The sequence below is a fragment of the Gallaecimonas xiamenensis 3-C-1 genome, from assembly GCF_000299915.1.
Taxonomy (GTDB): domain Bacteria; phylum Pseudomonadota; class Gammaproteobacteria; order Enterobacterales; family Gallaecimonadaceae; genus Gallaecimonas; species Gallaecimonas xiamenensis.
In genome coordinates, this window is record NZ_AMRI01000029.1 from 29,964 (window position 1) to 53,994 (window position 24,031).

The 24,031-nt window shown below is 61.9% G+C and carries 21 protein-coding genes; 15 read left to right on the forward strand and 6 right to left on the reverse strand.

Features of this window, described 5'->3' with window-relative positions:
• Positions 1 to 133 precede the first annotated feature (133 nt).
• Both B3C1_RS16650 and B3C1_RS16655 read left to right on the forward strand, forming a co-directional pair.
• Positions 134 to 1,321 (forward strand): efflux RND transporter periplasmic adaptor subunit, encoded by a 1,188-nt coding sequence (locus B3C1_RS16650; RefSeq protein ID WP_008486253.1) that lies wholly within the window; start codon positions 134 to 136, stop codon positions 1,319 to 1,321.
• The gene (locus tag B3C1_RS16655) at positions 1,318 to 4,470 is read left to right on the forward strand and encodes an efflux RND transporter permease subunit (protein ID WP_008486254.1); all 3,153 of its coding nucleotides are present in this window, start codon (positions 1,318 to 1,320) and stop codon (positions 4,468 to 4,470) included. Before B3C1_RS16650 ends, B3C1_RS16655 begins: the two co-directional genes overlap by 4 nt.
• 89 nt (positions 4,471 to 4,559) lie before the next feature.
• Here B3C1_RS16655 and cysZ read toward each other — a convergent pair whose 3' ends face one another.
• A complete protein-coding gene (gene cysZ / locus B3C1_RS16660; RefSeq protein ID WP_051012945.1) occupies positions 4,560 to 5,327 on the reverse strand; it encodes a sulfate transporter CysZ in 768 nt (255 codons plus the stop codon).
• Between the two features lie 127 nt (positions 5,328 to 5,454).
• Between cysZ and B3C1_RS16665 the strand changes: the two genes are divergently transcribed.
• The 5 genes from B3C1_RS16665 to B3C1_RS16685 all read left to right on the forward strand — a co-directional run bounded on the left by B3C1_RS16665 (position 5,455) and on the right by B3C1_RS16685 (position 13,227).
• Positions 5,455 to 8,877: a chromosome segregation protein SMC gene (locus B3C1_RS16665; RefSeq protein ID WP_008486257.1), complete on the forward strand. Its 3,423-nt coding sequence runs from the start codon at positions 5,455 to 5,457 to the stop codon at positions 8,875 to 8,877.
• A gap of 22 nt (positions 8,878 to 8,899) precedes the next feature.
• Positions 8,900 to 9,739 carry a cell division protein ZipA gene (gene zipA, locus B3C1_RS16670; RefSeq protein WP_008486258.1) on the forward strand — a complete coding sequence of 280 codons (840 nt, stop codon included), beginning with the start codon at positions 8,900 to 8,902 and terminating at the stop codon, positions 9,737 to 9,739.
• A gap of 46 nt (positions 9,740 to 9,785) precedes the next feature.
• The gene (ligA, locus tag B3C1_RS16675) at positions 9,786 to 12,131 is read left to right on the forward strand and encodes an NAD-dependent DNA ligase LigA (RefSeq protein ID WP_008486259.1); all 2,346 of its coding nucleotides are present in this window, start codon (positions 9,786 to 9,788) and stop codon (positions 12,129 to 12,131) included.
• Positions 12,121 to 12,537 (forward strand): hypothetical protein, encoded by a 417-nt coding sequence (locus B3C1_RS16680; RefSeq protein WP_008486261.1) that lies wholly within the window; start codon positions 12,121 to 12,123, stop codon positions 12,535 to 12,537. Before ligA ends, B3C1_RS16680 begins: the two co-directional genes overlap by 11 nt.
• Before the next feature lie 150 nt (positions 12,538 to 12,687).
• Positions 12,688 to 13,227 (forward strand): GNAT family N-acetyltransferase, encoded by a 540-nt coding sequence (locus tag B3C1_RS16685; protein ID WP_008486262.1) that lies wholly within the window; start codon positions 12,688 to 12,690, stop codon positions 13,225 to 13,227.
• Positions 13,228 to 13,266: 39 nt separating this feature from the next.
• Here the strand turns inward: B3C1_RS16685 and B3C1_RS16690 are convergent, their stop codons facing one another.
• Positions 13,267 to 14,373, reverse strand: coding sequence for an aromatic amino acid transport family protein (locus B3C1_RS16690; protein WP_008486263.1), 1,107 nt, complete (start codon positions 14,371 to 14,373; stop codon positions 13,267 to 13,269).
• A gap of 151 nt (positions 14,374 to 14,524) precedes the next feature.
• Here B3C1_RS16690 and B3C1_RS16695 point away from each other — a divergent pair, with 151 nt between their 5' ends.
• The 3 genes from B3C1_RS16695 to B3C1_RS16705 are packed head-to-tail and all read left to right on the forward strand — an operon-like array spanning position 14,525 to position 16,040.
• Positions 14,525 to 15,019 carry a cupin domain-containing protein gene (locus B3C1_RS16695; RefSeq protein ID WP_008486264.1) on the forward strand — a complete coding sequence of 165 codons (495 nt, stop codon included), beginning with the start codon at positions 14,525 to 14,527 and terminating at the stop codon, positions 15,017 to 15,019.
• Complete coding sequence (locus B3C1_RS16700) at positions 15,016 to 15,543, forward strand: hypothetical protein (protein WP_008486265.1); 528 nt, start codon at positions 15,016 to 15,018, stop codon at positions 15,541 to 15,543. Before B3C1_RS16695 ends, B3C1_RS16700 begins: the two co-directional genes overlap by 4 nt.
• Positions 15,540 to 16,040, forward strand: coding sequence for a hypothetical protein (locus B3C1_RS16705; RefSeq protein ID WP_008486266.1), 501 nt, complete (start codon positions 15,540 to 15,542; stop codon positions 16,038 to 16,040). Before B3C1_RS16700 ends, B3C1_RS16705 begins: the two co-directional genes overlap by 4 nt.
• A 15-nt stretch (positions 16,041 to 16,055) precedes the next feature.
• Here B3C1_RS16705 and B3C1_RS16710 read toward each other — a convergent pair whose 3' ends face one another.
• Positions 16,056 to 17,120: a M35 family metalloendopeptidase gene (locus B3C1_RS16710; RefSeq protein ID WP_008486268.1), complete on the reverse strand. Its 1,065-nt coding sequence runs from the start codon at positions 17,118 to 17,120 to the stop codon at positions 16,056 to 16,058.
• Between the two features lie 178 nt (positions 17,121 to 17,298).
• On the opposite strand from B3C1_RS16710, the gene B3C1_RS16715 reads away from it, so the two are divergent.
• The 3 genes from B3C1_RS16715 to B3C1_RS16725 are packed head-to-tail and all read left to right on the forward strand — an operon-like array spanning position 17,299 to position 18,759.
• Positions 17,299 to 17,970, forward strand: coding sequence for a GntR family transcriptional regulator (locus B3C1_RS16715; protein ID WP_008486270.1), 672 nt, complete (start codon positions 17,299 to 17,301; stop codon positions 17,968 to 17,970).
• Entirely contained in the window at positions 17,963 to 18,442 is a 480-nt protein-coding gene (locus B3C1_RS16720) for a DUF2919 family protein (protein WP_008486271.1), read from the forward strand. The genes B3C1_RS16715 and B3C1_RS16720 overlap by 8 nt, the downstream gene beginning before the upstream one ends.
• Before the next feature lie 2 nt (positions 18,443 to 18,444).
• Positions 18,445 to 18,759, forward strand: coding sequence for a DUF6122 family protein (locus B3C1_RS16725; RefSeq protein WP_008486272.1), 315 nt, complete (start codon positions 18,445 to 18,447; stop codon positions 18,757 to 18,759).
• Between the two features lie 18 nt (positions 18,760 to 18,777).
• On the opposite strand, the gene B3C1_RS20775 is transcribed toward B3C1_RS16725, so the two are convergent.
• Positions 18,778 to 18,903 (reverse strand): hypothetical protein, encoded by a 126-nt coding sequence (locus B3C1_RS20775; protein ID WP_272944689.1) that lies wholly within the window; start codon positions 18,901 to 18,903, stop codon positions 18,778 to 18,780.
• Between the two features lie 280 nt (positions 18,904 to 19,183).
• Here B3C1_RS20775 and B3C1_RS16730 point away from each other — a divergent pair, with 280 nt between their 5' ends.
• Positions 19,184 to 20,857: an FMN-binding glutamate synthase family protein gene (locus tag B3C1_RS16730; protein ID WP_008486273.1), complete on the forward strand. Its 1,674-nt coding sequence runs from the start codon at positions 19,184 to 19,186 to the stop codon at positions 20,855 to 20,857.
• Positions 20,858 to 20,887: 30 nt separating this feature from the next.
• Here the strand turns inward: B3C1_RS16730 and B3C1_RS20815 are convergent, their stop codons facing one another.
• Together B3C1_RS20815 and B3C1_RS16735 are read right to left on the reverse strand one after the other, a co-directional pair.
• Positions 20,888 to 21,304, reverse strand: a complete 417-nt coding sequence (locus B3C1_RS20815; protein WP_336391132.1) for a hypothetical protein — start codon at positions 21,302 to 21,304, stop codon at positions 20,888 to 20,890.
• Positions 21,301 to 23,220: a membrane-bound PQQ-dependent dehydrogenase, glucose/quinate/shikimate family gene (locus B3C1_RS16735; RefSeq protein WP_336391133.1), complete on the reverse strand. Its 1,920-nt coding sequence runs from the start codon at positions 23,218 to 23,220 to the stop codon at positions 21,301 to 21,303. Before B3C1_RS16735 ends, B3C1_RS20815 begins: the two co-directional genes overlap by 4 nt.
• 243 nt (positions 23,221 to 23,463) lie before the next feature.
• Here B3C1_RS16735 and B3C1_RS16740 point away from each other — a divergent pair, with 243 nt between their 5' ends.
• On the forward strand, positions 23,464 to 23,754 hold the full coding sequence (locus B3C1_RS16740) for a peptidylprolyl isomerase (protein WP_008486274.1): 291 nt from the start codon (positions 23,464 to 23,466) through the stop codon (positions 23,752 to 23,754).
• The last annotated feature ends 277 nt before the right edge of the window (positions 23,755 to 24,031 follow it).

Consider the following 24,031-nt stretch of genomic DNA (forward strand, 5'->3'; position numbering starts at 1 on the left):
GCCAGCAGGGGCGCGGCAACAAGCCATACACATTTTGCAAAACATTAAAATACTTGGCCTGTATCAGCGTACGGCGCCATAGGCTATAAAAAGCCGCAATATCGTCTCAAAGCGAATGTCAGGGAACGTCTGAATGAAAAGAGTAGCCGTAGGCTGTCTGTTGCCGTTGGTGGTGTTGGTCATAAGTGTGGCTGCCATGCTCGGCCTGATCTCCATGAAAACCCCGCCGCAAAAGGCCGAAGAGGCCAAGCCACCCCTGCTGGTGTCGGTGGTGGAAGCCCATCAGGAAGGGGTCAACTACCAGATCCAGTCCCAGGGAACGGTCCGCCCCAAAACCCAAACGTCCCTGGTCGCCGAAGTAGGGGGCCGCATCGTGTCGGTCTCTGACAAGTTCCGTTCCGGCTCCATGGTGCAAAAAGGCGAACTGCTGGCCCAGATAGACCCGGCCGACTACCAGACCGCCCTGCGCAGCGCCGAGGCCGAACTGGCCCAGGCCGTGGCCACTTTCGAGCAGGAAAAGGCCCAAGGGGAAGTGGCTGCCCGCGAGTGGCGCAGCGTGTCTCCCGACAAGGTCACCGATATCGCCCTGCGCAAACCCCAGTTGGCCAGCGCCAAGGCCCAGGTGGAGTCCCAGAAGGCCCGCCTGGAAGAAGCCAAGCGCAATCTGCTACGTACCGAGATCCGCGCCCCCTATGACGGCCTGGTTCGTGACCGCGCCGTGGATCTGGGCCAGTACGTGGGCCTGGGTACCCAGCTTGGGGTGATAGACGACACCGCCGTGGCAGAAGTGCGGCTGCCGGTATCCGACGAGGAACTGGGCTGGCTGGGCCTGAACAACAACGACCAGCAAGGGGTGCAGATCACCCTAAATCACAAGGTCAACGGCAAGCCCCAGCAGTGGCAGGCCGAGCTGGTGCAGAGCTCCGGGGTACTGGATGACCAGTCGCGGATGAGCTTTATCATCGCCGAGGTGCGCGACCCTTACCTGCGCCAGCAGGCCAAGGGCCAGTGGCTCAAGTTCGGTACCTTTGTGGAGGCGATGCTGCGCTCCGGTGAAAAGCGCCCCCTCATCGTGCTGCCCAAAGAGGCGGTGAGGGGCGACGAAGTGGTGCTGGTGGACGAGAACAACCATATCCGCCGCCTCAAGGTGAAGGTGGAGCGCAGTGACGCCGACTTTGCCTACATTGCCGAGGGCCTGAGCGACGGTGACCGGGTATCCCTGACCTCCCTGACCAACGTGGTAGACGGTACCCTGGTGGCCATAGCCCCCGACCAGCCCAAGACCGAAACCGGTAGCCAACTGGCGGCGAGTGAAAAATGAGCGAGCAGCAAAAAGGCGTCATTGCCTGGTTCACCCACAATACGGTGGCCGCCAACCTCTTGATGATCATCATCATTGTCGGTGGTCTTATTGCAGGTTTCGGGATCCGTAAGGAAGTCTTCCCGCAACTGGACCTGCCCTATATCTCCATCCAGGTGCCCTATCCGGGGGCGGCTCCCCAGGAAGTGGAGGAGGGCATTATCCTCAAGGTCGAGGAGGCCATAGAGAACATCGAGGGCATCAAGGAGATCACCTCCAACGCCAACGAGGGTATTGCCTCGGTACAGGTGGAAGTGGACGAGTCCTACGACACCACAGAGGTCCTCAACGAGATAAAGATCCGGGTCGACGCCATTCCCTCCATGCCGGCCGAAGCCGAGAAACCGGTGATCTACGAGATCCGCCCCGAGCGGGAGGTGATCTGGGTGCAGGTCTACGGGGATCTTACCGAACGTGGCTTTAAGGAATACGCCAAGAACATCGCCGATGAGCTCAAGGCCCTGGCCCCCATTACCCGGGCCGATGTCAACGGCGCCCGCGACTATGAGGTGGGCATCGAGGTGTCGGAAGACAGGCTGCGCAAATACGGCCTGACCCTGGACGAAGTGGCCGGCGCCGTGCGCAACAGCTCTATCGACCTGCCCGGTGGCGCCATCAAGTCCTCTACCGGCGACATACTGCTGCGGGCCAAGGGCAAGGCCTACCGGGGCTACCAGTTCGACAAGATAACCCTGGTCAACCGCCCTGACGGCACCCGGGTGCTGGTGAGCGACGTGGCCAAGGTGGTGGACGGCTTCGTGGAAGAGGACAACTTTGCCCGCTTCAACGGCAAGCCCGGCCTGTCCATCGGCGTTATCGCCGTGGGGGAACAGGACGCCCTGGAGATGGCCAAGGCGGTCAAGGCCTATGTGGACGAGAAGAAGAAGTCCCTGCCGGCCGGCATCCAACTGGACTACTGGGGCGACAGCTCCAAGTTCCTCAACGACCGCCTGGACATGATGTTCAGCAACATGTTTATGGGCGCCATCCTGGTGTTTTTGGTGCTGAGCCTGTTCCTGCAGGTGCGCCTGGCGTTCTGGGTGATGGTGGGGATACCGGTCTGCTTCCTTGGCACCCTGCTGTTTATGCACATGCCCTTTATCGGGGTCACCATCAACATGATGAGCCTCTTTGGCTTTATCTTGGTGTTGGGGATAGTGGTGGATGACGCCATCGTTATCGGCGAGAGCGTGCACTCGGAGATAGAAGAGCGGGGCGCCGGGGTCGACAGCGTTATTCGCGGCGCCCAGAAAGTGGCCTTGCCCGCCACCTTCGGGGTGCTGACCACCATAGCGGCCTTCCTGCCGATGCTGATGGTGTCCGGTTTCATGGGCGCCATCTTCCAGGCCATAGGGGTGGTGGTGATCCTCAGCCTCATCTTCTCCCTGATCGAGTCCAAGCTGATTCTGCCGGCTCACCTCAAGCATGTGCGCATCGAACACAAGCCGTCCAACAACCCCCTGGTGCGGGCCAAGGCCGCCTTCAACCGGGGCTTTGACAATCTTATCCTGCGTATCTACCGGCCCCTGCTCAACAAGTGCCTGGATCTTCGCTACATCACAGTGGCCGGCTTTGTGGGCATGATGCTGCTGGTGGCGGGCCTGGTGGGCGGTGGCCTGGTGCGCTTCGTGTTCTTCCCCAATATTCCGTCCGACTTCGTGCAGGGCAACCTGGAGATGGTCAGCGGCACCGCCGCCAGCCAAACCAACGAAACCCTGGGAAAATTGCAGGACGCCCTATGGCGGGTTGACGACAAAATCTACCGGGAGACCGGCAGCAGGGCCGTCAAACACGTCTACGTCTGGAACCAGTCCACCACAGCCGGCCGCTTCGTAGTGGAGCTGACCAGCTCCGAGAACCGCAGTATCGGCACCTTCAAGGTGGCCGATATGTGGCGCAACGAGGTGGGCCAGCTGCCCGGGGTCAAGACCCTCAAGCTCAACGCCTCCATCAACGGCGGCGGCGGCGGGGCCATCGCCTTTACGGTGCGGGGTAAGGATCTGGACGAACTCAACGCCGCCACCAGCGAGCTTAAAGCCGCCATGGCCGACTATGACGGGGTCTTCGACATCGAAGACAGCCTGTCCTCCGGCAATCTGGAAGTGCGCCTCAAGGTCAAACCGGCCGCCGAGGCCCTTGGCATCAGCCTGTCGGACCTGGCCCGCCAAGTACGCCAGGGCTTCTACGGCGCCGAGGTGCAGCGTATCCAGCGGGACGACGAAGAAGTCAAAGTCATGGTCCGCTACCCCCTGGCCGAACGCCAGTCCCTGTCGCATCTGGAAAATATGCGCATCCGCACCGCCAGCGGTCAGGAAGTGCCGTTCTCCTATGTGGCTGACGTGGAGCTGGGCGAAGGTTACTCGCGGATCACCAGGGTGGACGGCATTCGGGCCGTGACCATCAGCGCTGACGCCGACAAGGCCAAGGTCGAGCCCTCCAAGGTGGTGGGTGAGCTGATGAGTAACGTGTTGCCCAAACTCAAGGCCAAGTATCCCGGCGTCACCTTCCGCATGGCTGGCGAAGCCAAGGACGAGGCCGACAACAACTCCCAGCTGCTGCTGGGCGCCCTGGCGGCCCTCTTTGTTATCTATGCGCTGTTGGCCATTCCCCTCAATTCCTACAGCCAGCCCTTTATCATCATGTCGGTGATCCCCTTTGGCATCATCGGCGCCATCGTCGGCCACTGGCTGTTGGGACTGTCGGTGTCGGTGCTGTCCCTGTTCGGCATCATCGCCCTGTCCGGGGTGGTGGTGAACGACTCTTTGGTAATGGTGGACTTTGTCAACCAGGCGAGAGCGGCTGGGGTGCCCATGCGCCAGGCGGTGGTGGACTCTGGCATCAAGCGTTTTCGCGCCATCATGCTCACCTCCCTGACCACCTTCCTGGGGTTGGTGCCCATCGTCTTCGAGACCAGCCTGCAGGCCCAGATCATCATCCCCATGGCGGTGTCCCTGGCCTTCGGTATTCTCTTTGCCACCATCATCACCCTGGTGCTGGTGCCGGCCCTCTACCTTATCCTTGAGGATATAAAAAAGGCCCTGCGCCGCTATTGGGCCTGGCTGTGGTACCGCGACGAGACCAAGGTCCCGGGAGTGGAAAGGGGCCAATAGCCCTGGCAAAAAAAAAGCCCGCCAATAGGCGGGCTTTTTTACGGGGAAAGGCCATGAAAAAGGGGCTGTTAGCCCCTTTTTCATTGATCTTAGCGGCGCAGCAAGTGGGGCCTGAAACGCTCCACCCACATGGCGGTGGCGCCACAGACCGCCACCGGCATCACAATAAGATTGACGATGGGCACCATGGCCAGCACCGTGGCCAGCATGCCGAAGCTGAAGCTGGCGCTACGCTGGTACTTGAGGGCCATCTTCATGTCTTCAAAGGGGATCTTGTGGTTGTCGAAAGGGTAGTCCAAGTATTGGATGGCCATCATCCAGGCACCGAACAGGAACCACAGCACGGCCCCCAGAGTCTGGCCTATCACCGGCACCAAAAACAGCAGCAAAAAGCCGATGGCCCGGGGCAGGCAGTATTTAAGCTTGGCCCATTCCCGGCCAAAGACCCGGGGCATGTCCTTGACCACTTCTGCCAGGCTGGCGTCCGGCAGGGGTTCGCCGGTGAGCATCAGCTCGACCCGTTCGGCCAGCAGGCCGTTAAAAGGCGCCGCTATCCAGTTGGCCAGGGCGCTGAAAATAAAGGAGAACACCACCAATACCGCCACTACCCCCAGGGGCCAGATCAGGTATTCAAGCCATTCGAGCCAGCCGGGCAGGTAGCTCAGCACGTAGTCCACCAGGTCACCCAGGCGAAACATCAACCAGGTGAAAGCGCCGGCGAACAGCAACAGGTTCACCAGCAGCGGGAAAAGTACGAAACGGCGCAGACCTTTTTCCTGGATAAGGGAAAAGCCGCGCATCAGATAGTGGGCACCGGATACCGGATGAGCCAAGGAACACCTCCATTGCCTATGCATTGCATTCTTTCAGGGCGGCAGTATAAAAAGAGGGGACGGCGGCGCCTAGCCCGGATTTGTTACAGAAACTGTGTTAGATTGCCGAGTTGATATGGCCACAACCCTATAACGAGAGCGCCGGGACCGAATGCGCCTGAAAAGTATCAAGCTGGCAGGTTTCAAATCCTTTGTCGACGCCACGACGGTACCCTTTCCCAGGGCTATGACCGCCGTGGTCGGCCCCAATGGTTGTGGCAAATCCAATATCATCGACGCCGTGCGTTGGGTGCTGGGCGAATCCAGTGCCAAGAACCTGCGCGGCGACGCCATGACCGACGTCATCTTCAACGGCTCCTCCGGCCGCAAGCCGGTGTCCCAGGCCAGCGTCGAGCTGGTGTTCGACAACAGCGACGGCACTGCCACCGGCCCGGTGGCCCAATATGCCGAAATCGCCGTCAAACGCCTGGTCACCCGGGACGGCCAGTCCCAGTATTTTATGAACGGCAGCCGTTGCCGGCGCCGCGACATCACCGATATCTTCCTTGGCACCGGCCTTGGTCCCCGCTCTTATGCCATCATCGAGCAGGGCATGATCTCCCGGCTGATCGAGTCGCGCCCCCAGGAACTGCGGGTCTTTATCGAAGAAGCGGCCGGTATTTCCAAGTACAAGGAGCGGCGCAAGGAAACCGAGAACCGCATCCGCCACACCCGCGACAACCTCGAGCGCCTTACCGACGTGCGTGAAGAGCTGGGCCAGCAGCTGGACAAGCTGCGCCGCCAGGCCGACGCCGCCCGCCGCTACCGGGACTACAAGCACCAGGAACGCACCGCCAAGGGCCAGTTGGCGGCCCTGCGCTACCGGCGCTACCAGGACGCCATCACCAGCCTTAACGGTGAAATTCGCCATTTCGAAACCGAGCTGGAGCGTTTTATCGCCCAGAGCCGGGGCGACGAGAAGGCCATGGTGGCCCTCAAGGAAACCCAGCACGACGCCAAGGGCCAGATAGAACAGGCCCAGAGCCGCTACTACCGGCTGGGCTCGGAAATCGCCAGGGCCGAGCAAAACCTGGCCAACGCCAAGAGCCGCAAGGCGCAATTGGACGAACAGCTGGCCCGGCTCCAGCAGCGTGCCGAGCAGGCCCGCCTGACCCTGAGCGAAGACCAGCAGCGCCAGCAGGAAGCGGACGAAGAGCTGGAAATGCTGACCCCGGAGCTGGACGAATATCAAGAACAGCTGGCCGAAGCCCGCCTCAACCGCGAAGGGCTGGAAAACCAGCACCGCGCCCAGCAGCAGGCCCTTGCTGCCCGCTTGCAGCGCCAGGGGCAGCTGCAGACCCGTTTGCAGGTCCTGGCCACCCGTATCGACAACCTGGGTGCCAATATCCAGCGCGACCACCAGCGCCTGGCCGGTTTTGTCGGCCAGGACGACGACGCCTTGCTGGCGGTCAAGGAACAGCTGGCCGAGCAGCAAGCCCTGGCCGAAGAGCACCAGGAAGCCTTGGCCTTGGCGGAAATGGATCACCAGCAGGGCCAGAGCGATCTCAAGGCCGCCCGGGAACAGCTGAAAACCCAAACCGAAGTCCACCGCCAGGCGGAAAGGGCCCTGGACACCCAACAAAGCCGCATTCAGCAGTTAAGTGCCCTTATCGACGCGGCGGCTCCCAAGGAAAGCGTGGCGGGGCTGGACGAGCTGCCGGCCCTGCTGGCCCAGCTTCAGGTTCAGGCCCCTTGGCACCAGGCGGTGGAACAGGTGCTGGGCAGTTGGCTGCAGGCCAGGGTTGGGGACTATGGCCCCTTCCTGGATGTCACCCAGCCGGCGCTGTTGGTGCGCCCCGGCGCCCACCAGCCCAGCCCCGCCAGCCTGGGCGCCCAGGTACAGAGTCCGGTGCCGCTGCCCTGGCTGGACAGGGTCCGTACAGCCCCTGACCGGGAAGCGGCCAAGGCCCTTGGCGCCAGCCTGGGGCCCGGCGAGTCGGTCATCTGTCCCGACGGCTTTTGGCTGGGGGCCGATTTTCTGGCCACGGCCCCGGCCGCAGGGCAGGGGCTTAGCCTGGTGGCGGACCTTGAGGCCCTGCAAGGGCAGCTGCCGGCCCTGCAACAGGAGCTGGACCAGGCCAGCGGCCAATTGGCCCAGGCCGAGGCCGCCCTGGCCCAGGCCGAACAGCAGCTTCAGCAATTGGCTAGCCAGCAGCAGCAGGCCCAGCAGCGCCAGCAGGAGTCACGCCAGCAGTTGGCCATACTCCAGGCCAGGGCCGGCGACCTGGATGCCCAGGCCAAGGCCCGCCAGCAGGAAAGGGCCCAGCTCCAAGAGGCCATTGCCGACCAGGAGCTGGAACAGGCCGAGCTGATGGAAGAGCGGCTGATGCTCGAGGAGGAAGCCGAGCAGGGTGATGAACACCAGCCGGTGGACGACCTCGAACCCCAGCTGCAAGATGCCAGAGCCCTGGAAGAACAGTTGCGCGGCCAGGCCCAGCAGCTGCAGATCCGTTTTGAAACCCTCAAGTCCCGCCGCCAGTCCCTGGCCGAGTCTTGCCAGCGGGCGGCCATGCAGGTGGAGGAAGTGAGCGAGCAGCTCGAAGCCCTTCTCGAAGAACAGCAGCTGCTGGACGAGCCCGGCCAGGAGCAGGGCAGCCAGTTGGAGATCTGGCTGGAAGAGCACAAGGAAGTGGAAGAGCGCCTGACCGTGCTCAACCAGCAGATGGCCGACATCGACGAGCGCATGGCGCTGTTGGAAGACGGCCAGGCCGCCGCCTTTGCCAAGGTGCAGAGCATGCAGGGTGAGATAGACAGGCGCCGGGTGGAAATCGAAGGCCACAAAGTGCGCAGCGACGGCGCCCGGGAACAGCTGGACGAGCTGGAACAGGATATCGACGCCGTACTGGCCAGCCTCGAGGACCAGAACGAAGAGGCCCTGGCCAAAGACATCGACCGTCTGGTCAACGCCATCGCCCGCCTGGGGGCCATCAACCTGGCCGCCATCGAGGAATTCGAGCAGCAGGCGGAGCGTAAAAAATACCTGGACGAACAGGACGCCGACCTTAACGCCGCCCTGGAGACCCTGGAAAATGCCATTCGCAAAATCGACCGGGAAACCCGCGCCAAGTTCAAGGACACCTTCGACGTGGTTAACGCCGACTTGCAGCGCCTCTTCCCCAAGGTGTTCGGCGGCGGCAGCGCCTATCTGGAGCTGACCGGAGACGATCTGCTGGATACAGGTGTCACCATCATGGCCCGGCCGCCAGGTAAACGAAACGCCACCATTCACCTTCTCTCCGGTGGTGAAAAGGCGCTGACCGCTTTATCATTGGTGTTTGCCATTTTCCGGCTTAATCCGGCGCCCTTCTGTATGCTAGACGAGGTGGATGCCCCCTTGGACGATGCTAACGTGGAGCGTTATTGCCGCTTGGTCAGGGAAATGTCAGACAGCGTCCAGTTTATTTACATCAGCCACAATAAGGTGGCCATGGAGATGGCCGATCAACTGACCGGGGTCACCATGCACGAACCCGGTGTGTCGCGTATCGTCGCCGTGGATATTGAACAAGCCGTCGCACTGGCGGAAGCAGGCTAAAAAAACGAGACAGGAAGCCTACATGGATATCTTTTTACTGGTTCTAGGGATCTTGGTGATCGGCGGCATTTTTGCCCACGGCCTCAAGACCATTCGCCGCCAGGGGCAGGCCAAGCTTAAGAGCAAGTCCAAGCCCGTCAAACCCATGCCTACCCAGCCCCGGGACGAGAAGGGCTTCGACGACGATGGCGTCGGTGAGGTACGGGTGGTGGCCAAAAAGCGCCAGGAACCCAAGATGGAGCAGATGGACCTGAATCTGGGCGCTGCCAGAGCCGCCCAGGAGGCTGCCCCCAAGGCCGAGGCAATAGCCGCCGCCGAGCCCCAGGAGGCCGAGCTGGCCCTGGCTGAGGCCGAAGACCAGCCCCTGCCCAGCCTGCATGCAGAAGAAGAGGACGCCCCAGAAGAGGCCCCCAAGGCCGCCGAGCCCCAGGAAGTGCTGGTGCTGCATGTGATGGCCAAGGAAGAGGACCCCATCGACGGCGCCGAGCTGCTGCCGCTGCTGCTGTCCCTTGGCCTTAGATTTGGCGAAATGGATATTTTCCACCGCCACAAGGAATCCTCCGGCCGTGGCCCTGTGCTGTTCAGCCTGGCCAACATGGTCAACCCCGGCACCTTCGACGTGGACAAGATGGAGCAGTTCAGCACCAAGGGCCTGGCCCTGTTCATGACCCTGCCCAACGAAGGGGACGCCATGAAGGCCTTTGCCATGATGCTCAACGCCGCCCAGAAGATGGCCGAAGAGTTCGGCTGCCAGGTCTTGGACGGCGACCGCAACCTGGTTACCCAGCAGACGGTGCAGCACTACCAGGGCCAAATTCGCGAATTCACCCGGCGCCAGCTCCTTGCAGCGGGCGGCCATTAAAGCCTTATCAGCCCGGCAGCGCCGGGCTTTTTTTATTTAGAGCGCCATGAACAATATCCAAACCCAACTCGAGACGCTTCGCCGCGAAATAGACCAGCACAATATCCGCTATTACGTCGAAGACGCCCCCAGCATTCCCGACGCCGAATACGACCGGCTGATGCGCGAGCTTCAAGCCATAGAAGCGGCCCACCCGGAACTCATTACCCCCGAGTCCCCCACCCAGCGGGTAGGGGCCAAGGCTGCTGCCGCCTTTGGGGAAGTGACCCACGAAGTTCCTATGCTGTCTTTGGGTAACGCCATGGACGAGGGCGACTTCATCGCCTTTGGCGAGCGGGTCGAAAAAGGCCTGGGCCACAGCCCGGCCTGGTGCTGCGAACCCAAGCTGGACGGCCTGGCGGTAAGCCTTTTGTACGAGAACGGCGTGCTGGTGCGCGGCGCCACTCGGGGCGACGGCGCCACAGGTGAAGACATCACCCAGAACGTCAAAACCATTCGCGCCATTCCGCTGAAACTGCAGGGCCAGTATCCCCAGCGCATCGAGGTGCGTGGCGAGGTGTTTATGCCAAGGGCCGGCTTTGAAGAGATGAACAAAAAGGCTCTTGAGAGCGGCGACAAGCTCTTTGCCAACCCCCGCAACGCCGCCGCCGGCTCTCTGCGCCAACTGGACTCGCGCATCACCGCCAAAAGGCCCCTGAACTTTTACGCCTACGGCCTTGGTGTGGTGGAGGGGGGCGAGCTGCCTGCCAGCCAATATGCGCGGCTGATGTGGCTGCGCGGCCTGGGTTTGCCGGTCAGCAAGGAAGTGCTGCGGGTGGACAGCATTGAGGCGGTCAAGGCCTACCACGACGCCATCTTGCAAAAGCGCGACGCCCTGGATTTCGATATCGACGGCGCCGTGATTAAAGTGGACAGTGTCGTCGACCAGGACGAGCTGGGCTTTGTGTCCCGGGCACCGCGCTGGGCCATCGCCTGGAAATACCCGGCCCAGGAAGAACTCACCGTATTGGAAGACGTGGAATTTCAGGTGGGGCGTACCGGCGCCATCACCCCGGTGGCCAAGCTCCAGCCGGTGTTTGTGGGCGGGGTGACTGTGTCCAACGCCACCTTGCACAATGCCGACGAGATAGCCCGCCTTGGGGTGAAGATCGGTGACACCGTGATAGTACGCCGTGCCGGCGATGTGATCCCCCAGGTGGTGTCGGTGGTGGAAGAGCGCCGCCCGGCAGAGGCCAGGGACATTCACTTTCCCACTGCTTGCCCGGTGTGCGGCGCCCATGTGGAGCGTGAGACCCTGCGCACCCGCCTCAAATCCCGGGTTATCGAACGGGAAGGCACCGCCTACCGCTGCAGCGGCCGGCTCACCTGTTCGGCCCAGCTCAAGCAGGCCCTTATTCACTTTGCCTCCCGCAAAGCCCTGGATATCGAAGGGCTGGGGGACGTGGTGGTGGAAAAACTGGTAGACGCCCAGCTGCTGGCAAGTCCGGTTGGGATTTTCGAGCTCAAGCGTGAAGACATCCTGGGCCTGGAAGGCTTTGCCGAGCTGTCCACCGACAAGCTGCGGGCCGCTATCCTGCGCAGCAAGGCCACCCCCTTTAACCGGGTGCTCTACGCCCTTGGCATACCCGAAGTGGGGGAGGAAACCGCCAAGCTGGTAGCTGCCACCCTAGGCAATGTGGACAACATTCGCCTGGCCCCCGTTGAACTCTTGACCTCCATCCCCGATGTGGGCCGGGAAGTGGCCTTTCACATCAGCGAATTTTTCACCGAGGCCAACAACTGGCAGGTGATAGAGGGGTTGCGTAGCCAGGGCCTTAACCTGGGGGACGCCGATGCCAAGGTAAATCTGGCGCCCTTGGGCTTTAACGACTTTATCAACAAGCTCGATATCGTCGGGGTAGGGCCTGGCGCCGCCGAGAAGGCCGCCAGTCGTTTTGACAGCCTTGAGGCCCTTATCCAATGCGCGCAAGACGAGCAGGACCTCTTTAACGCCCTTGGCGGCACTAAGGCAGCGGCCAAGGGCCTGGCGGCCTTTTTTGCCGACAGCGCTAATGCCGAGCGGGCCCTGGATATCGAAAAACGGCTGTTGGCCCTGCAGGTGCATTGGAGCTCTGAGCGGCAGGTGGCCGAGGCGGCAGACTTGCCTCTGTCCGGCCAAACCTTTGTTATCACCGGCTCTTTGTCGGTGTTGTCCCGTGATGAGGCCAAGGCGCACCTGGAGGCCCTGGGGGCCAAGGTGGCGGGCTCGGTGTCCAAGAACACCGATGTGCTGGTGGCCGGCGAAAAGGCCGGCTCCAAGCTGGCCAAGGCCGAGAGCCTTGGGGTAGCCACCTGGGACGACCAGGCGCTGATGGCTTTCTTGCGTGAGCAAGGGGTTATCGATGCTGCATAAGTGGTTGGTGCGCCTGCTCACCCTGGTGTTGCTGGTGTTTTTCTACGAACAGGGCCTGGTGTTGGCCCTGGTCGGCGTAGGGCAGCTGGTGCCCAAGCTGGTGCCCTTGGACTGGCTCTGGGACAACCAGGGCCAGCCCTTTAGCTTCTTGATGGTATTGGTCTTCATGCAGCCCCTGGGGCTGCTGTTTGGCTGGCTGGCGGTGCGTTTTGAAAAGGAAGTGCCGCTCTTTATCGCCCTGTTGGTGGCCATACCCAGGCCTGTGCTGTTGCTGTGGCCGGACTGGGCCAGCCAGGGCAGCGTGCTGGGTTACCTGGGGGAACCCCTGGTAGAGCTGCTGGCACTGCCCCTTTGGACCTGGTTCTGGATAAAAAGGGCGGGGCGTAAGGGGGCTTTTCGGGCTTGATCCCCTGTCCTTGTGCGACTCGGGTTGCACAAGGGGCCCCTAAAGAAGAAATCCATGGGTATTATCGACAAAACCGACCAGTTCAGGGATTGTCGGCAGGGGCTGTGATTTGCTAACTTCGGTAGCAGATCACAGTTTGAGACCAGCACCTTGCCCGTACTGCCGCAGTTTCGCCAAGCCCAGCTCGAAGATGCGCCCGCCATCGCGGATCTTCTGGTGCGGGCATGGCAGCAGAGTTACCGCCAGTTCCTGCCCGCCAGCTTCTTGGAAAAACTCAACGTGCCCGGCCGCATCGGCCTGGTGGAAAGCCTGCTGCGCCAGCCCCAGAGCCAGACCTGGCTGGTGGAAGACGACGGCACCCTGTTGGGCTTTGTCAATACCGGCCGCTCCCGCGACCCGGACGTTTCCCGCCGCACCACGGCCGAGTTGCGCGCCCTGTACCTGGACCCGCAGATGGTGGGCAGTGGCCTGGGTGCCCAGCTTCTGGAAAAGGCCCTGCTGGCCCTACGTGGCCAGGGTTATGTGTCCCTGAACCTGTGGGTGCTGGAAAACAACGAAGGGGGCATCAAGTTCTGGCTCAAGCACGGCTTTAAAGCCGACGGCTGCCACAGGGTGGACGAGCGGGACGGCACCGAACTCAAACAAATTCGTTTGCACCGCTTGCTCAATAAGGCCATAGGCCACAGATAACAGGTGCAAATAAAAAAGGCGGCCCCAGGGCCGCCTTTTTTATCCCAGCAACTGGGCCAGGTAGATAAGGCCCCCCAGGGCCAGCAGCAGTGCCCCTTCCCCGGGTTTTTGCCCCTTGATGCTCAGTAGGCCAGGCAGCACCAGGGCCACCATGGCCAGGGCCAGGGCGGCATAGCCCAGGGCGCCAAGGAAGGCGTTCAGCACAAAGAGGGTGATCAGCAGCGGCGGTACGAAGGTCAGCAGCGCCGTCTGGCTGCGCCCGGCCAGGGTTGCCTTGCGGTTAAACAGGGCGGCCAGGAAGTCGAACATGCCCACCGCGACCCCCAAAAAGGAGGTGGCCAGGGCCAGGTCAGCAAAAATGTGGATACAGGTACTGAGCCAGCCGCCCTGGCCCTGGGTCAGGGCCAACACCAGCTTCTCAAGAGCGCCGCCGGTTTGGCCAAGGGCCTGCTGGTTCAGGCTGCCCAGCACCACCAGTTGCCAAACAAGGTACAGGGCCAGGGGCAGCAGGGTACCGCCGGCAATGGCCAGGCGCAGCTTGCGTCTGTCCTTTTCCAGGTAGTTGACCAGGGTGGGCAGGGAGCCGTGGTAGCCAAAAGCGGTATAGATGATGGGCAGGGCCGCCAGTGGCAGGCTGGGGCTGGCTGCCAAGTGGCCGGGGTCGACCCCGGGCAACAGACCGCCTATCACCAGCACCAAGGCCACCATCTTGATGGTGAACAGCAGTCGGTTGCTGATATCCACCACCTGCATGGACAGCATGATAAGGGCCGCTACCGCCAGGCTGGCCACCAATGCCGCCAGGCGCGGGTCCAGGCCCAGGCTGGCTGCCAACAGGTTGGCGCTGCCGGACACGTAGGCCGCCATTAGGGCGTAGTAGAGAAAACCCATGCTCAGGGCCACCAGTACCCGGCCAAAGGGCCCCAGGGCCTGGCGGCCAAGGGCGTCAAGGGACGCAGGCCCTTCCAGAGCAAGGCAATGGTCCACCATCACCCAGGCGGCCTTGATGGCCAACAGGGCGAATACCAGCAGCAACAGGCAGCTCAGGCCGAAGCCCAGGGCGGCGGTGGCCAGGGGCAAGGCCAACATGCCGGCACCAATGGTGGTGCCGGCCACGATAAGGGCGGAGCCCAGGGTCTTGTTCATCCGATCCTCGATGGCAGGACCGGGACGGGCTGCCCCATCCGCTGTCTTCTGCTGCTTGTCCCAACCCGGCCATGTAATCTTCTTGTTAATTGGCCAGGCTTCGTTGTTAGAATGGGCCTCACACTAAAAGACCCAAAGAGCGGGGTCAAGCATGGCCGACAGTCCCGTTATCAACATCCAGAAACTGACCTACCGCAGTCACAGCCACGGCGAAAAGTACTTTGCCAGGGTGGCGCCGGTGGCGCCGCTGATCGGCGGCAAGGACCTGGGTTACCGGGTGGTGCGGGTGATGCCGGGCAAACAAGCCTGGCCGCGCCACGCCCACCTCAACAACGAAGAGATGTTCTTTATCCTCGAAGGTAGCGGCACCCTGCTGCTGGGTGAACAGAGCCACCCCTTGCAGGCCGGCGACTTTGTGGCCTGCCCGGCCGGGGCCGAGCTGGCCCATCAAATCGTCAACACCGGCAGTAAGGAGCTGGTGTACCTGGCGGTGTCCACCATGAAGGAGCCGGACGTGATGCTCTACCCGGACTCGGGCAAGTATGGGGTCATTGCCGGTACGGCTCCCGGAGGGGACAGCAAGGAACGCTCTTTTGCCATTTTTGGCCGCCAGCACCAGGGGCTTAACTACTGGGACGGAGAATGAGAGCCTACCTGCTTACCCTGGTCTTGCTGAGCGCACCGGCCCTGGCCCAATTCGACGAACTGCCCGCCACCTTGGAGCGGCTGCGCAGCGCTACTCTGAGCGGCGACTACCAGACCCTGGTGGCCCTGACCCATCCCAAGGCCATTGCCGCCCAAGGGGGCCAGGAAGCGGCCTTGGAGCATGCCGAGCAGGCCTTCTTGGAGCTGGCCCAAAGCGGCCTCAAGCGCAGCCAATACCAGATAGAAACCCCCAAGGACTTCTACCCGGCCGGGGACGACTGGGTGGCCTTTGCCCTGACCCACAGCCGCTATGAAAGTGCCAGCCAGGTCATCAGCGAAGACGGCTACCTCATCGCCGTGCGCCCCAAGGCGTCGGCCGACTGGCATTTCATCGACGGTGCCGGGGTGGAATTTCCCCAGCAGATCTACGATTACTTCCCGGCCTTGCCCCAGGGGCTGGCGATACCGCAAAAACGCAGTAAGATCCGCCTTATTACTCCCTGGAGCCCCAAGAAGAATCCATGAAAGTGCAGCAATGGCAAGGCAGCTGGCAACAACAGCAGCTGGAAGTGCAGGTATTACCCCGTTTGATGCTGACCGAGGTGCGGCTGTTGGTGGACGGCGAGGAAAGGGACAGATCGGTACTGTTTCGCAGCCTCAAGGAGCACCGCCTGTGCGCCCTGGCAAAGCCGGAGCTGCGTCAGGGGCTGATTGAGGTGAGCGTCGGTGAGGCCGGCCTTGGGGTGGCGGTGGACGGTACCCACCTCACCGAGCCGGGCCCGGACAGCCGCCCCCAGGGAGCCAAGCTGGCCCTTAACAACGGCCTGTTGTGCGCCCTGGGCTTTTTCGTGATGGTGACCCTGTTCATGTTGCTGTTCGGCCTGTTCCAACACGGCTTTGGCACCCTGGTGTTGCCGTCACCCACGCCGCCATTGGTGCTGGCCCTGGTGATGGGGGTCTACTACTTTGTGGACACCAAAAAGCGAATGGACTTTCGCCGAAGCCTGAAAAAGGCGCCCTGAGGGCGCCTTTTTTTATCAGGGCAGGGCCGGGGTGTTTTCCGCGAAGTATTCGTGGGAGTCGGCGTTTTGGATGGCCTGGCTGGGGTTGGACAGGGCCAGGGACTTGGCCCCGGACTGGCCATAGACGATGTCGTCGGTGCCTGCTACCACGTTAAAGTGGCTCAGCTCATGCACTATGGTGCCGGCCTTGGAGTCGGTGCCGTTGGTGGGCGCGCTCCAGAAGGCGTTACACAGGTACACGGTGTAGGGCTGGTTGGGGTAAACGTAGGCGAAGTAGGACTGGTTGCAGGAACAGTCGAACACCAGGGGTTTGCTGTTCAAGGCATTGACTATCTTCGAGAAGTTGCTGGTCACCGTGCTGTAGCGGCTGCTGTTGTAGGTACCGAACCAGGTCTTGTAGCGGGTCGAGCTGCTGGGGCTGCTTTGCCCCTGCAGGTAGGACAGGGCGCCGCTGCCAATGCTCTGGGCGGCACTGACGGCGCTGTTGATGCTGGATTTCTCGCTGTTCGAGCAGCTGCCCTGGTAGCTGACGCTGCTGATACCGATATCCCCTACCACAGGGCGCTTGGCGCTCAGGCCCTTGAAGTCCACCCCATCCACCCAGAGGCTGACGGCCTCAGAGCGCAGGCTGTCGGCACGGGCCACCAGGGTCTTGGCAAGGCCAGGGGACTTGAGCAGGTCCATGGCGTCCACCTTGTAGCTGACCTGATAGCTGCCGGCCTCGCTCATGTCGTAGTAGGCGGACAGGTCCAGGGTTTGGGTCAGGCTTTCACCGCTTTTGAGCACCAGGTAGTCCTTGGCGCTGGGGGCGGGGCGCTTGTAGTGGCGGCCCAGGTATTCCACTTCCTCATCGTCACGGGTAACGGTGAAGATGTCGTCTTCCAGGCCGTCGGCGGCGGTGTACCACTTGAGTACCTTGAGGCTGTGTTTGCTGTTGTTGGTGAGGGTCAGGCTCAGGCCCACATCTTTGTTGGCGGCCACGTAGTCGTCGGCGACTTTCAAAGAGATGTCCAGATCAGCGGCCAGGGCGGCCTGGCTGGCGGCCAGCAGGGCGGCGGCCAGCAGGGTCTTTCTTATCATGTTGTCCTCCAATGGATTGTTATTGCCCCCTTTCTTGGGCGCCCTTCCATGTAAAACACAAAATCAACAAAATGCAAACAAATGGCTAAATATCGTCTTCGTGTAATGGTTCTGGGCCGTAGTGTCGACCCCGTTAAGCCGATATACTGGCTCGACCTGCAACCCTAGCCGCTCTGCCATGACCCAAAAGCCTCCTGTGGTCCACAAGACCCGCACCTCCTATGTGCTCGACAGCCTGCGCGACCGCATCCTGTCCGGTGAACTCAAAGCCGGGGAGCCGCTACGCCAGAACCTATTGGCCGAGAGCCTCAATGTCAGCCGTATTCCGGTGCGAGAGGCGATGATGCAGCTGGAGGCGGAAGGGCTTATCGATTTTGAGGCCCATAAAGGCGCCAGGGTCACCCCCTTGTCGGTGGAGCAGGCCGAGGAGCTGTTTGATATTCGCCTGCTGCTGGAGCCGGACCTGCTGGCCCGCTCCATCCCCCATCTCACCGCCCTGGACTTGCACCAGTCCCAGGGCTATTTGCTGCAGATGGACGCCGCCCTCAAGCAGGGCTCCATTCAGGACTGGGCCGGCCTTAACCGCCAGTTCCATCTGAGCCTCTATGCCGGTGCCCAACGGCCCCGCACCCTTGAGCTGGTGGAAACCCTCAATACCCACGCCGACCGCTACGTGCGCTTGCACCTGCTGCTGGACGGCGGCGTACAAAGGGCCGAAGGGGAACACGAAGCGCTGCTGGCCTGCTGCCGCGACCAGCGTATCGACGAGGCGGTGGAGCGGCTCAAGGTCCATATCCGGGACGCCAAGCAGGACGTTATCAACATGATATTGGCTGGCCGCCATGTCTGAGCTGGGGTGGAGCCCCAGCCAACTGGATGCCAAAGGCCTGTTTAAGCTCCCCAAGCCCCTGTGGCTGGTGTTGTGGTGGCTGCTGCGTTATCCGCTGATCTGGGTGGGATCCCTGATGGGGGGCGCCAGCGGCGCCGATTTTCTCAATGCCCTGATGCCCCGTTTTGACACCGCCTGGCCCTGGCTGCTGCCGGCAATACCGGCCGTGCTGTGTCTGTGGCTTAACGGCCACCGTCAGCTGGACAGCAGCGACCGGCTCTGGTGGTGCTGGCGCCAGCAGGGCTGGCTGCTCAAGGTGACGGTGGCCGCCGATCTGGGGTTGGTGGTGGCGTCCATCGTCGGCCACCATGGCCGCTACGATCCCTGGCTGGCGGTGCAGCTGACCGTCAGCAGCTGGGCCCTGGTGTACCTGTTCAGTTCCAAATTCCTGCCGCTGCTCTGGCGTGACAGGCCCCGCTTCGAAAAGGATTAACCATGCTGTCGAGCCAGCTTCATATGGTGCTGCACTTTCTGGTGCCGCTGCTTTTGGCCCTGGGCTTTTGGCGGGCCCGCTGGCGCCTGGCCACCCTGGTGATGTGGGCCACCATGGCGGTGGACCTGGACCACCTGCTGGCCACCCCGGTTTTTGATCCGCTGCGCTGCTCCATCGGTTTTCACCCCCTGCACCAAGGCTGGGCCATTGGCCTGTACCTGGTGCTGGCGCTTATTCCCAAGAGCCGCTGGGTAGGGGTTGGGCTGCTGGTGCATATGGCCTTGGATGGCCTCGATTGCCTCAAGCTTATTGGATAAGGCCACTGAGCTCCTCAATCAGCCCGGGCTGGCCGTCGGGGCCCAGTAGCAGGAATAGGGCACCCCGTGCATGCCCAGCTTCTGGAAGTAGGCATCGGCCAGCACGGCGTCGTCCACCGCCACTATCGGCCAGGTCAGCGCCATGTCCCGGCTCACTGCCTTGGCCGTCGTCCCCGAGCATCGCTCAGCTGTTCTGCCTGGTGGCGCTGGCGCCAAGGACCATAACGGCCGGTAAAACCATTGATTTCATGGAACATCCTTGTCATTTGTCTGGTTTTTATACTGACAAAGCTGGGGCAGGGTGGCAACGGGGCCGGGGCCTTGGACGCTCCGTTACAGTGGTTGGGGTTCACCTGGCGGGAAAATTTCTTATGCTGTAGGGCAATAGGAGCCAAGGCTCCCCACCTGAACTACGGATGGCCCCATGAAATTATCCCTGTTAAGCCGCTACGCCTTTTTTGTCGGCTGCCTTCTTATCACCTTGCTATGCCTGCCTTTTGTCGACGCCGATCCCTGGCTCTGGGCCTTGGTGGCGGTCACCGGCCTGCTGTCCCTGCTGGGGGTTTATGACCTTTTGCAAGACCGCCATTCGGTGCGCCGCAACTACCCCATACTGGGCAATATCCGCTATCTGGTGGAGTTCATCCGCCCCGAGCTGCGCCAGTACCTGTTGGAAGGGGACGACGACAAGTTGCCCTTTTCCCGGGCCCAGCGCTCCTTGGTGTACGCCAGGGCCAAGAACGAGAACTCCTCCAAGCCCTTTGGCACCCTGATTGACGTCTACGAGCCTGGCTTTGAATTTATCAACCACTCCATCTGCCCCAAGCCCCTGCAGGACCCTGACCAGTTCCGGGTCACTGTCGGTGGCCCTCAGTGCCGCCACCCCTACTCGGCGTCCATCTTCAATATCTCGGCCATGAGTTTTGGGGCCCTGTCCGCCAACGCCATCCGGGCCCTGAACAAAGGTGCCAAACTGGGCAACTTCGCCCACGACACCGGTGAGGGCAGCATCAGCCCTTACCACAGGGAATACGGCGGCGACCTTATCTGGGAGATAGGCTCCGGCTATTTCGGCTGCCGCGCCGCCGACGGCAGCTTTGACGGCGACAAGTTCAAGGCCAGGGCCGCCGAACCCCAGGTCAAGATGATTGAAATCAAGCTCAGCCAGGGGGCCAAGCCCGGCCACGGCGGCATACTGCCGGGCCATAAGGTGAGCGCCGAAATCGCCGAAACCCGGGGCGTGCCCCAGGGAGAGGACTGCATCTCCCCGTCCAGCCACAGCGCCTTCTCTACCCCCCTGGAGCTGATGGCCTTTATCGCAAGGCTTCGGGAGCTGTCCGGCGGCAAGCCGGTGGGATTCAAGCTGTGTCTTGGCCACCCCTGGGAGTTTATGGGCATTGCTAAGGCCATGCTGGAAACCGGCATCCTGCCCGACTTTATCGTGGTAGACGGCAAGGAAGGGGGCACAGGGGCGGCGCCGCTGGAGTTCTCCAACCATATCGGCGTGCCCCTGCGCGAGGGCCTGCTCTTTGTTCACAACATCCTGGTGGGGCTGAACCTCAGGGACAAAATCAAGATTGGCGCCAGCGGCAAGATAGTGTCGGCTTTCGACATTGCCAGCGTGCTGGCCATAGGCGCCGACTGGGCCAACTCGGCCCGGGGTTTTATGTTCGCGGTGGGCTGTATCCAGTCGCAGTCCTGCCATACCAACAAGTGCCCCACCGGGGTGGCCACCCAAGACAAACTGCGCCAGCGGGCCCTGGTGGTGCCGGACAAGGCCCAGCGGGTTCATAACTTCCACCGCAATACCCTCCACACCCTGGCAGAAATGCTGGCCGCCGCCGGCCTGGAGCACCCCAGCCAGCTGGAAGCCAAGCACCTGGTGCGCCGCACCTCCAGCACCGAAGTGCGGCTTTTTTCCCAGCAGCATGTCTTCCTCAAGCCCGGCGAACTGCTCAAAGAGCGCCTGGAAGGGGACTTTTATGCCCGGGTCTGGAAAATTGCCCGCGCCGACAGCTTCGCACCGGCCGACGGCGAGCTGGACAGCCTGGCCAGAAGTGCCAGGGACAGCGTCCCGGAAGCTGTGGTTATCAGCTAAAAAAGGCCCGGCAGATGCCGGGTCTTTTCGTCAGCGCTTGAGCTTATAGGCCACCACATAATCCCCCAGGGTGGTGCCGATGGAGCCATGGCCTCCGGCCACCAATACCACCATCTGCTGGCCTTCGCTGTTGAGGTAGGTCATGGGGGTGGCCTGGCCGCCGGCAGGGAGCCTGGCCTGCCACAGCTCCTTGCCGCTGGTGAGATCGTAGGCCCGCAGGTAGTCGTCCACCGCCGCTGCCATAAACACCACGCCACCGGCGGTGATGATGGGGCCGCCAATGCCGGGTACCCCCATCTTGATGGGCAAGCCAAAGGGGGTCATGTCATGGATGGTGCCGTTCTTGTGCTTCCAGGCCACCTTGCCGCTGACCAAGTCGGCCCCGGCCACATAACCCCAGGGGGGCTGTTGGCAGGGCACCCCAAGGGGAGACAGAAACGGCTTCATGTCCACTGCATAGGGGCGCCGGCATTGGCGTTAAGGCCGTGTTCCCCCTGGTTGGTGGGGCCAAGGCTGGCACCGTCTTTGGGCACCAGCTTGGACACAAAGGCCAGGTACAACGGCATGCCGAACATCACCTGGCGCCTGGGGTCCACCGCCACGCTGCCCCAGTTGAAGACTCCGAAGTTACCGGGGTAGACCAGGGTGCCTTGGGTGGAAGGCGCGGTGTACTGGCCTTGGTAGTTGAGGCTGCGGTATTGAATGCGGCACCACAGTTGGTCCAGGGGGCTGGCGCCCCACATGTCTGCTTCACGTAGCTTGGCGGGTTTGAAGTTCAAGGCCGAGCTGGGCTGGGTGGGGGCGGTAAAATCCCCGGGGATCTGGGTGCCCTGGGGAGCCGGCTGCTCTGTGATAGCGTGCAGCGGCTCGCCGTTGCGGCGGTTAAGCACATAGACGTCCCCTTGTTTGGTGGGCACCACCAGGGCCGGCACCATGCCATTGGTAGTATTTAAATCCACCAGCACCGGCTGCGCCGGGGTGTCCATGTCCCAAAGATCATGGTGGATAAACTGCCGTACCCAGGCGACCTGGCCGTCGTCCAGGTTCAAGGCCACCACCGAGGTGGCGTACTTTTCCTCGGCCGGGGTGCGGTACATGCCCAGTTGGTCCGGGGTGCGGTTGCCCATGGGGAAATAGGCCAGCCCCAGGCGCTCGTCGGCGCTGGCCACCGACCAGCTGTTGGGAGAGCTGGTGGTGTAGGTTTCCCCTGGGGCCAGAGGCACCGTCTTGTCGGGGTTGCCCGAGTCCCAGTTCCATACCAGGGCGCCGCTGCGGGCGTCATAGGCGCGGATGACCCCGGAAGGGGAGTCCACGGCATAGTTGTCGTTGACCGAGCCAGCCACTATCACCAGGCCTTTGGCCACCAGGGGTGGCGAGGTCGAGTAGTAATAGCCCGGCTGTTTGAAGGGCATGTTGTGGGTCAGATCCAGCTCGCCGTCATTGGCAAAGTTGCTGCAACGGGCGCCGGTGGCGGGGTCAAGGGCGATAAGGCGGGCGTCCGAGGTGGGCAGGAACAGTTGGGCGTCGCAGGCCACCGCTGCCAGGGACTCGCTGGGGGCTTGCTGCACCAGGGCTTGGATCGGTTCGCCAGAGGCAGGGGGCAGGTAGGACACCCCCCGGCAGGTCTGGTGCTGGCGCTGCTGCTCGGGGCCCACTTTGGCATTGAATACCCAGCGCTTTTCACCTTTATCTGCCCCCAGGGCCACCAACCAGTTATGGGGGGTGCAGAGAAAGAGGCTATCGCCAATCTTGATGGGAGTAGCCTCATAGGTGGTTTCGCCTATGTCGCCGGGCCCTTTACGATCCCCGGTTTGGTACTGCCAGGCCAGCTCTAACCGGGCCACGTTGGCTGGGGTGATCTGGTCAAGAGGAGAGTAACGTTGGCCCAGGTTGGTGCGGCCGTAGGCGGGCCAATCGTTACCCATGTCGTCCCCCAGGTTGGGGTTGGCTACTTTCACCTGGGCACTGAGGCTACCTTTTTGCTGATGATTGTCCACCAGCATGCTGGCCAGGGTGCCAAGGGCCACCAGCCCCCAGACCGACAACAACAGGCCGACTCCGCTTCTGGCCTGGCGTTGGGCCAGCAACAGGGGAATGGCCAGGATCAGGAACAGGCCAAGACGGGTTGCCAGGGGCCACCAGTCGAATCCGGACTCCCACAGCGCCCAGATAAAGGTACCGGTCAGGAACAGCGCATAAAGTTGGCGGGCGCGGGTGCGCCTTTTTCGCACCAGTATGGCCACCACCAGCATCACGGCGCCGGCCAGCAGGTAATAGGGGCTGCCGCCCAGGCTCAGCAGCCAGGCACCGCCGGCTACCAGGGCCAGGCCCAGCAACAGGAAGATCAAAGTCAGCACTATCATAGGGTCAGTCCTTTTGGTTATGGGACCCAGGGCAGGGACTGGGGGTCTTCATCTAGGGTAGGACGTAGCGGCGATAATGAAAGGCCACGAAGGCTTAACAAGGGTAATTTTCCCTGCTTATCTTTATGAAATTTATCTGGTTTTAAGCATCGTCACAGCAACGGGCAGTCTTTGGCGCGCGCCGGCCCTTGCCTGGCCCGCCCTAGGGAAGGACAATAGCGGGCCGTTTTTAAGGAGTTGCCCATGGCCACCGCCAGCGCTTACCACATTCTCGTCAAGACCCAGGCCGAAGCCGAAAAGCTGCTGGCGCAGCTGAAAAAAGGGGCGGATTTCAACAAGCTGGCCAAGCAGCACTCCCTTTGCCCTTCCAAACGCCGGGGTGGCGATCTGGGAGAGTTTCGAAAAGGGGACATGGTCAAAGCCTTTGACGATGTGGTCTTTAAAAAGCCGCTGTTCGAGGTTCATGGCCCGGTCAAAACCAAGTTTGGCTGGCACCTTATCAAGACGGTGTACCGTTCCACCGATTTAAAGTGACCCAGGCCGCCGATGCGGCCTTTTTATTGCCCGCGCTGCCCACAAAGCGGCCTGTATCGGTGCTGAGCGGGTAGGAGAGGGCAGATGAGGCTAACACTGGCCAGAGCCAGAGTTAGATAAAGAAAAAGCCACCCTAAGGTGGCTTTTCAATATGGTGGGTGATGGCGGGTTGGACCCGTTATCCCCGGTTCTGGTATGGGCGGGAGGTGCAGCACCTCATGCCATCCAGAGCCAGAGCCAGAGCCAGAACTAGATAAAGAAAAAGCCACCCTAAGGT

What these genes read in the sequence shown, in the direction of transcription:
- B3C1_RS16650 (WP_008486253.1), top strand. Translation starts at nt 134, where the DNA reads ATGAAAAGAGTAGCCGTAGGCTGTCTGTTGCCGTTGGTGGTGTTGGTC.
- B3C1_RS16655 (WP_008486254.1), top strand. Translation starts at nt 1,318, where the DNA reads ATGAGCGAGCAGCAAAAAGGCGTCATTGCCTGGTTCACCCACAATACG.
- cysZ (WP_051012945.1), bottom strand. Translation starts at nt 5,327, where the DNA reads ATGCATAGGCAATGGAGGTGTTCCTTGGCTCATCCGGTATCCGGTGCC.
- B3C1_RS16665 (WP_008486257.1), top strand. Translation starts at nt 5,455, where the DNA reads ATGCGCCTGAAAAGTATCAAGCTGGCAGGTTTCAAATCCTTTGTCGAC.
- zipA (WP_008486258.1), top strand. Translation starts at nt 8,900, where the DNA reads ATGGATATCTTTTTACTGGTTCTAGGGATCTTGGTGATCGGCGGCATT.
- ligA (WP_008486259.1), top strand. Translation starts at nt 9,786, where the DNA reads ATGAACAATATCCAAACCCAACTCGAGACGCTTCGCCGCGAAATAGAC.
- B3C1_RS16680 (WP_008486261.1), top strand. Translation starts at nt 12,121, where the DNA reads ATGCTGCATAAGTGGTTGGTGCGCCTGCTCACCCTGGTGTTGCTGGTG.
- B3C1_RS16690 (WP_008486263.1), bottom strand. Translation starts at nt 14,373, where the DNA reads ATGAACAAGACCCTGGGCTCCGCCCTTATCGTGGCCGGCACCACCATT.
- B3C1_RS16695 (WP_008486264.1), top strand. Translation starts at nt 14,525, where the DNA reads ATGGCCGACAGTCCCGTTATCAACATCCAGAAACTGACCTACCGCAGT.
- B3C1_RS16700 (WP_008486265.1), top strand. Translation starts at nt 15,016, where the DNA reads ATGAGAGCCTACCTGCTTACCCTGGTCTTGCTGAGCGCACCGGCCCTG.
- B3C1_RS16705 (WP_008486266.1), top strand. Translation starts at nt 15,540, where the DNA reads ATGAAAGTGCAGCAATGGCAAGGCAGCTGGCAACAACAGCAGCTGGAA.
- B3C1_RS16710 (WP_008486268.1), bottom strand. Translation starts at nt 17,120, where the DNA reads ATGATAAGAAAGACCCTGCTGGCCGCCGCCCTGCTGGCCGCCAGCCAG.
- B3C1_RS16715 (WP_008486270.1), top strand. Translation starts at nt 17,299, where the DNA reads ATGACCCAAAAGCCTCCTGTGGTCCACAAGACCCGCACCTCCTATGTG.
- B3C1_RS16720 (WP_008486271.1), top strand. Translation starts at nt 17,963, where the DNA reads ATGTCTGAGCTGGGGTGGAGCCCCAGCCAACTGGATGCCAAAGGCCTG.
- B3C1_RS16725 (WP_008486272.1), top strand. Translation starts at nt 18,445, where the DNA reads ATGCTGTCGAGCCAGCTTCATATGGTGCTGCACTTTCTGGTGCCGCTG.
- B3C1_RS20775 (WP_272944689.1), bottom strand. Translation starts at nt 18,903, where the DNA reads ATGGCGCTGACCTGGCCGATAGTGGCGGTGGACGACGCCGTGCTGGCC.
- B3C1_RS16730 (WP_008486273.1), top strand. Translation starts at nt 19,184, where the DNA reads ATGAAATTATCCCTGTTAAGCCGCTACGCCTTTTTTGTCGGCTGCCTT.
- B3C1_RS20815 (WP_336391132.1), bottom strand. Translation starts at nt 21,304, where the DNA reads ATGAAGCCGTTTCTGTCTCCCCTTGGGGTGCCCTGCCAACAGCCCCCC.
- B3C1_RS16735 (WP_336391133.1), bottom strand. Translation starts at nt 23,220, where the DNA reads ATGATAGTGCTGACTTTGATCTTCCTGTTGCTGGGCCTGGCCCTGGTA.
- B3C1_RS16740 (WP_008486274.1), top strand. Translation starts at nt 23,464, where the DNA reads ATGGCCACCGCCAGCGCTTACCACATTCTCGTCAAGACCCAGGCCGAA.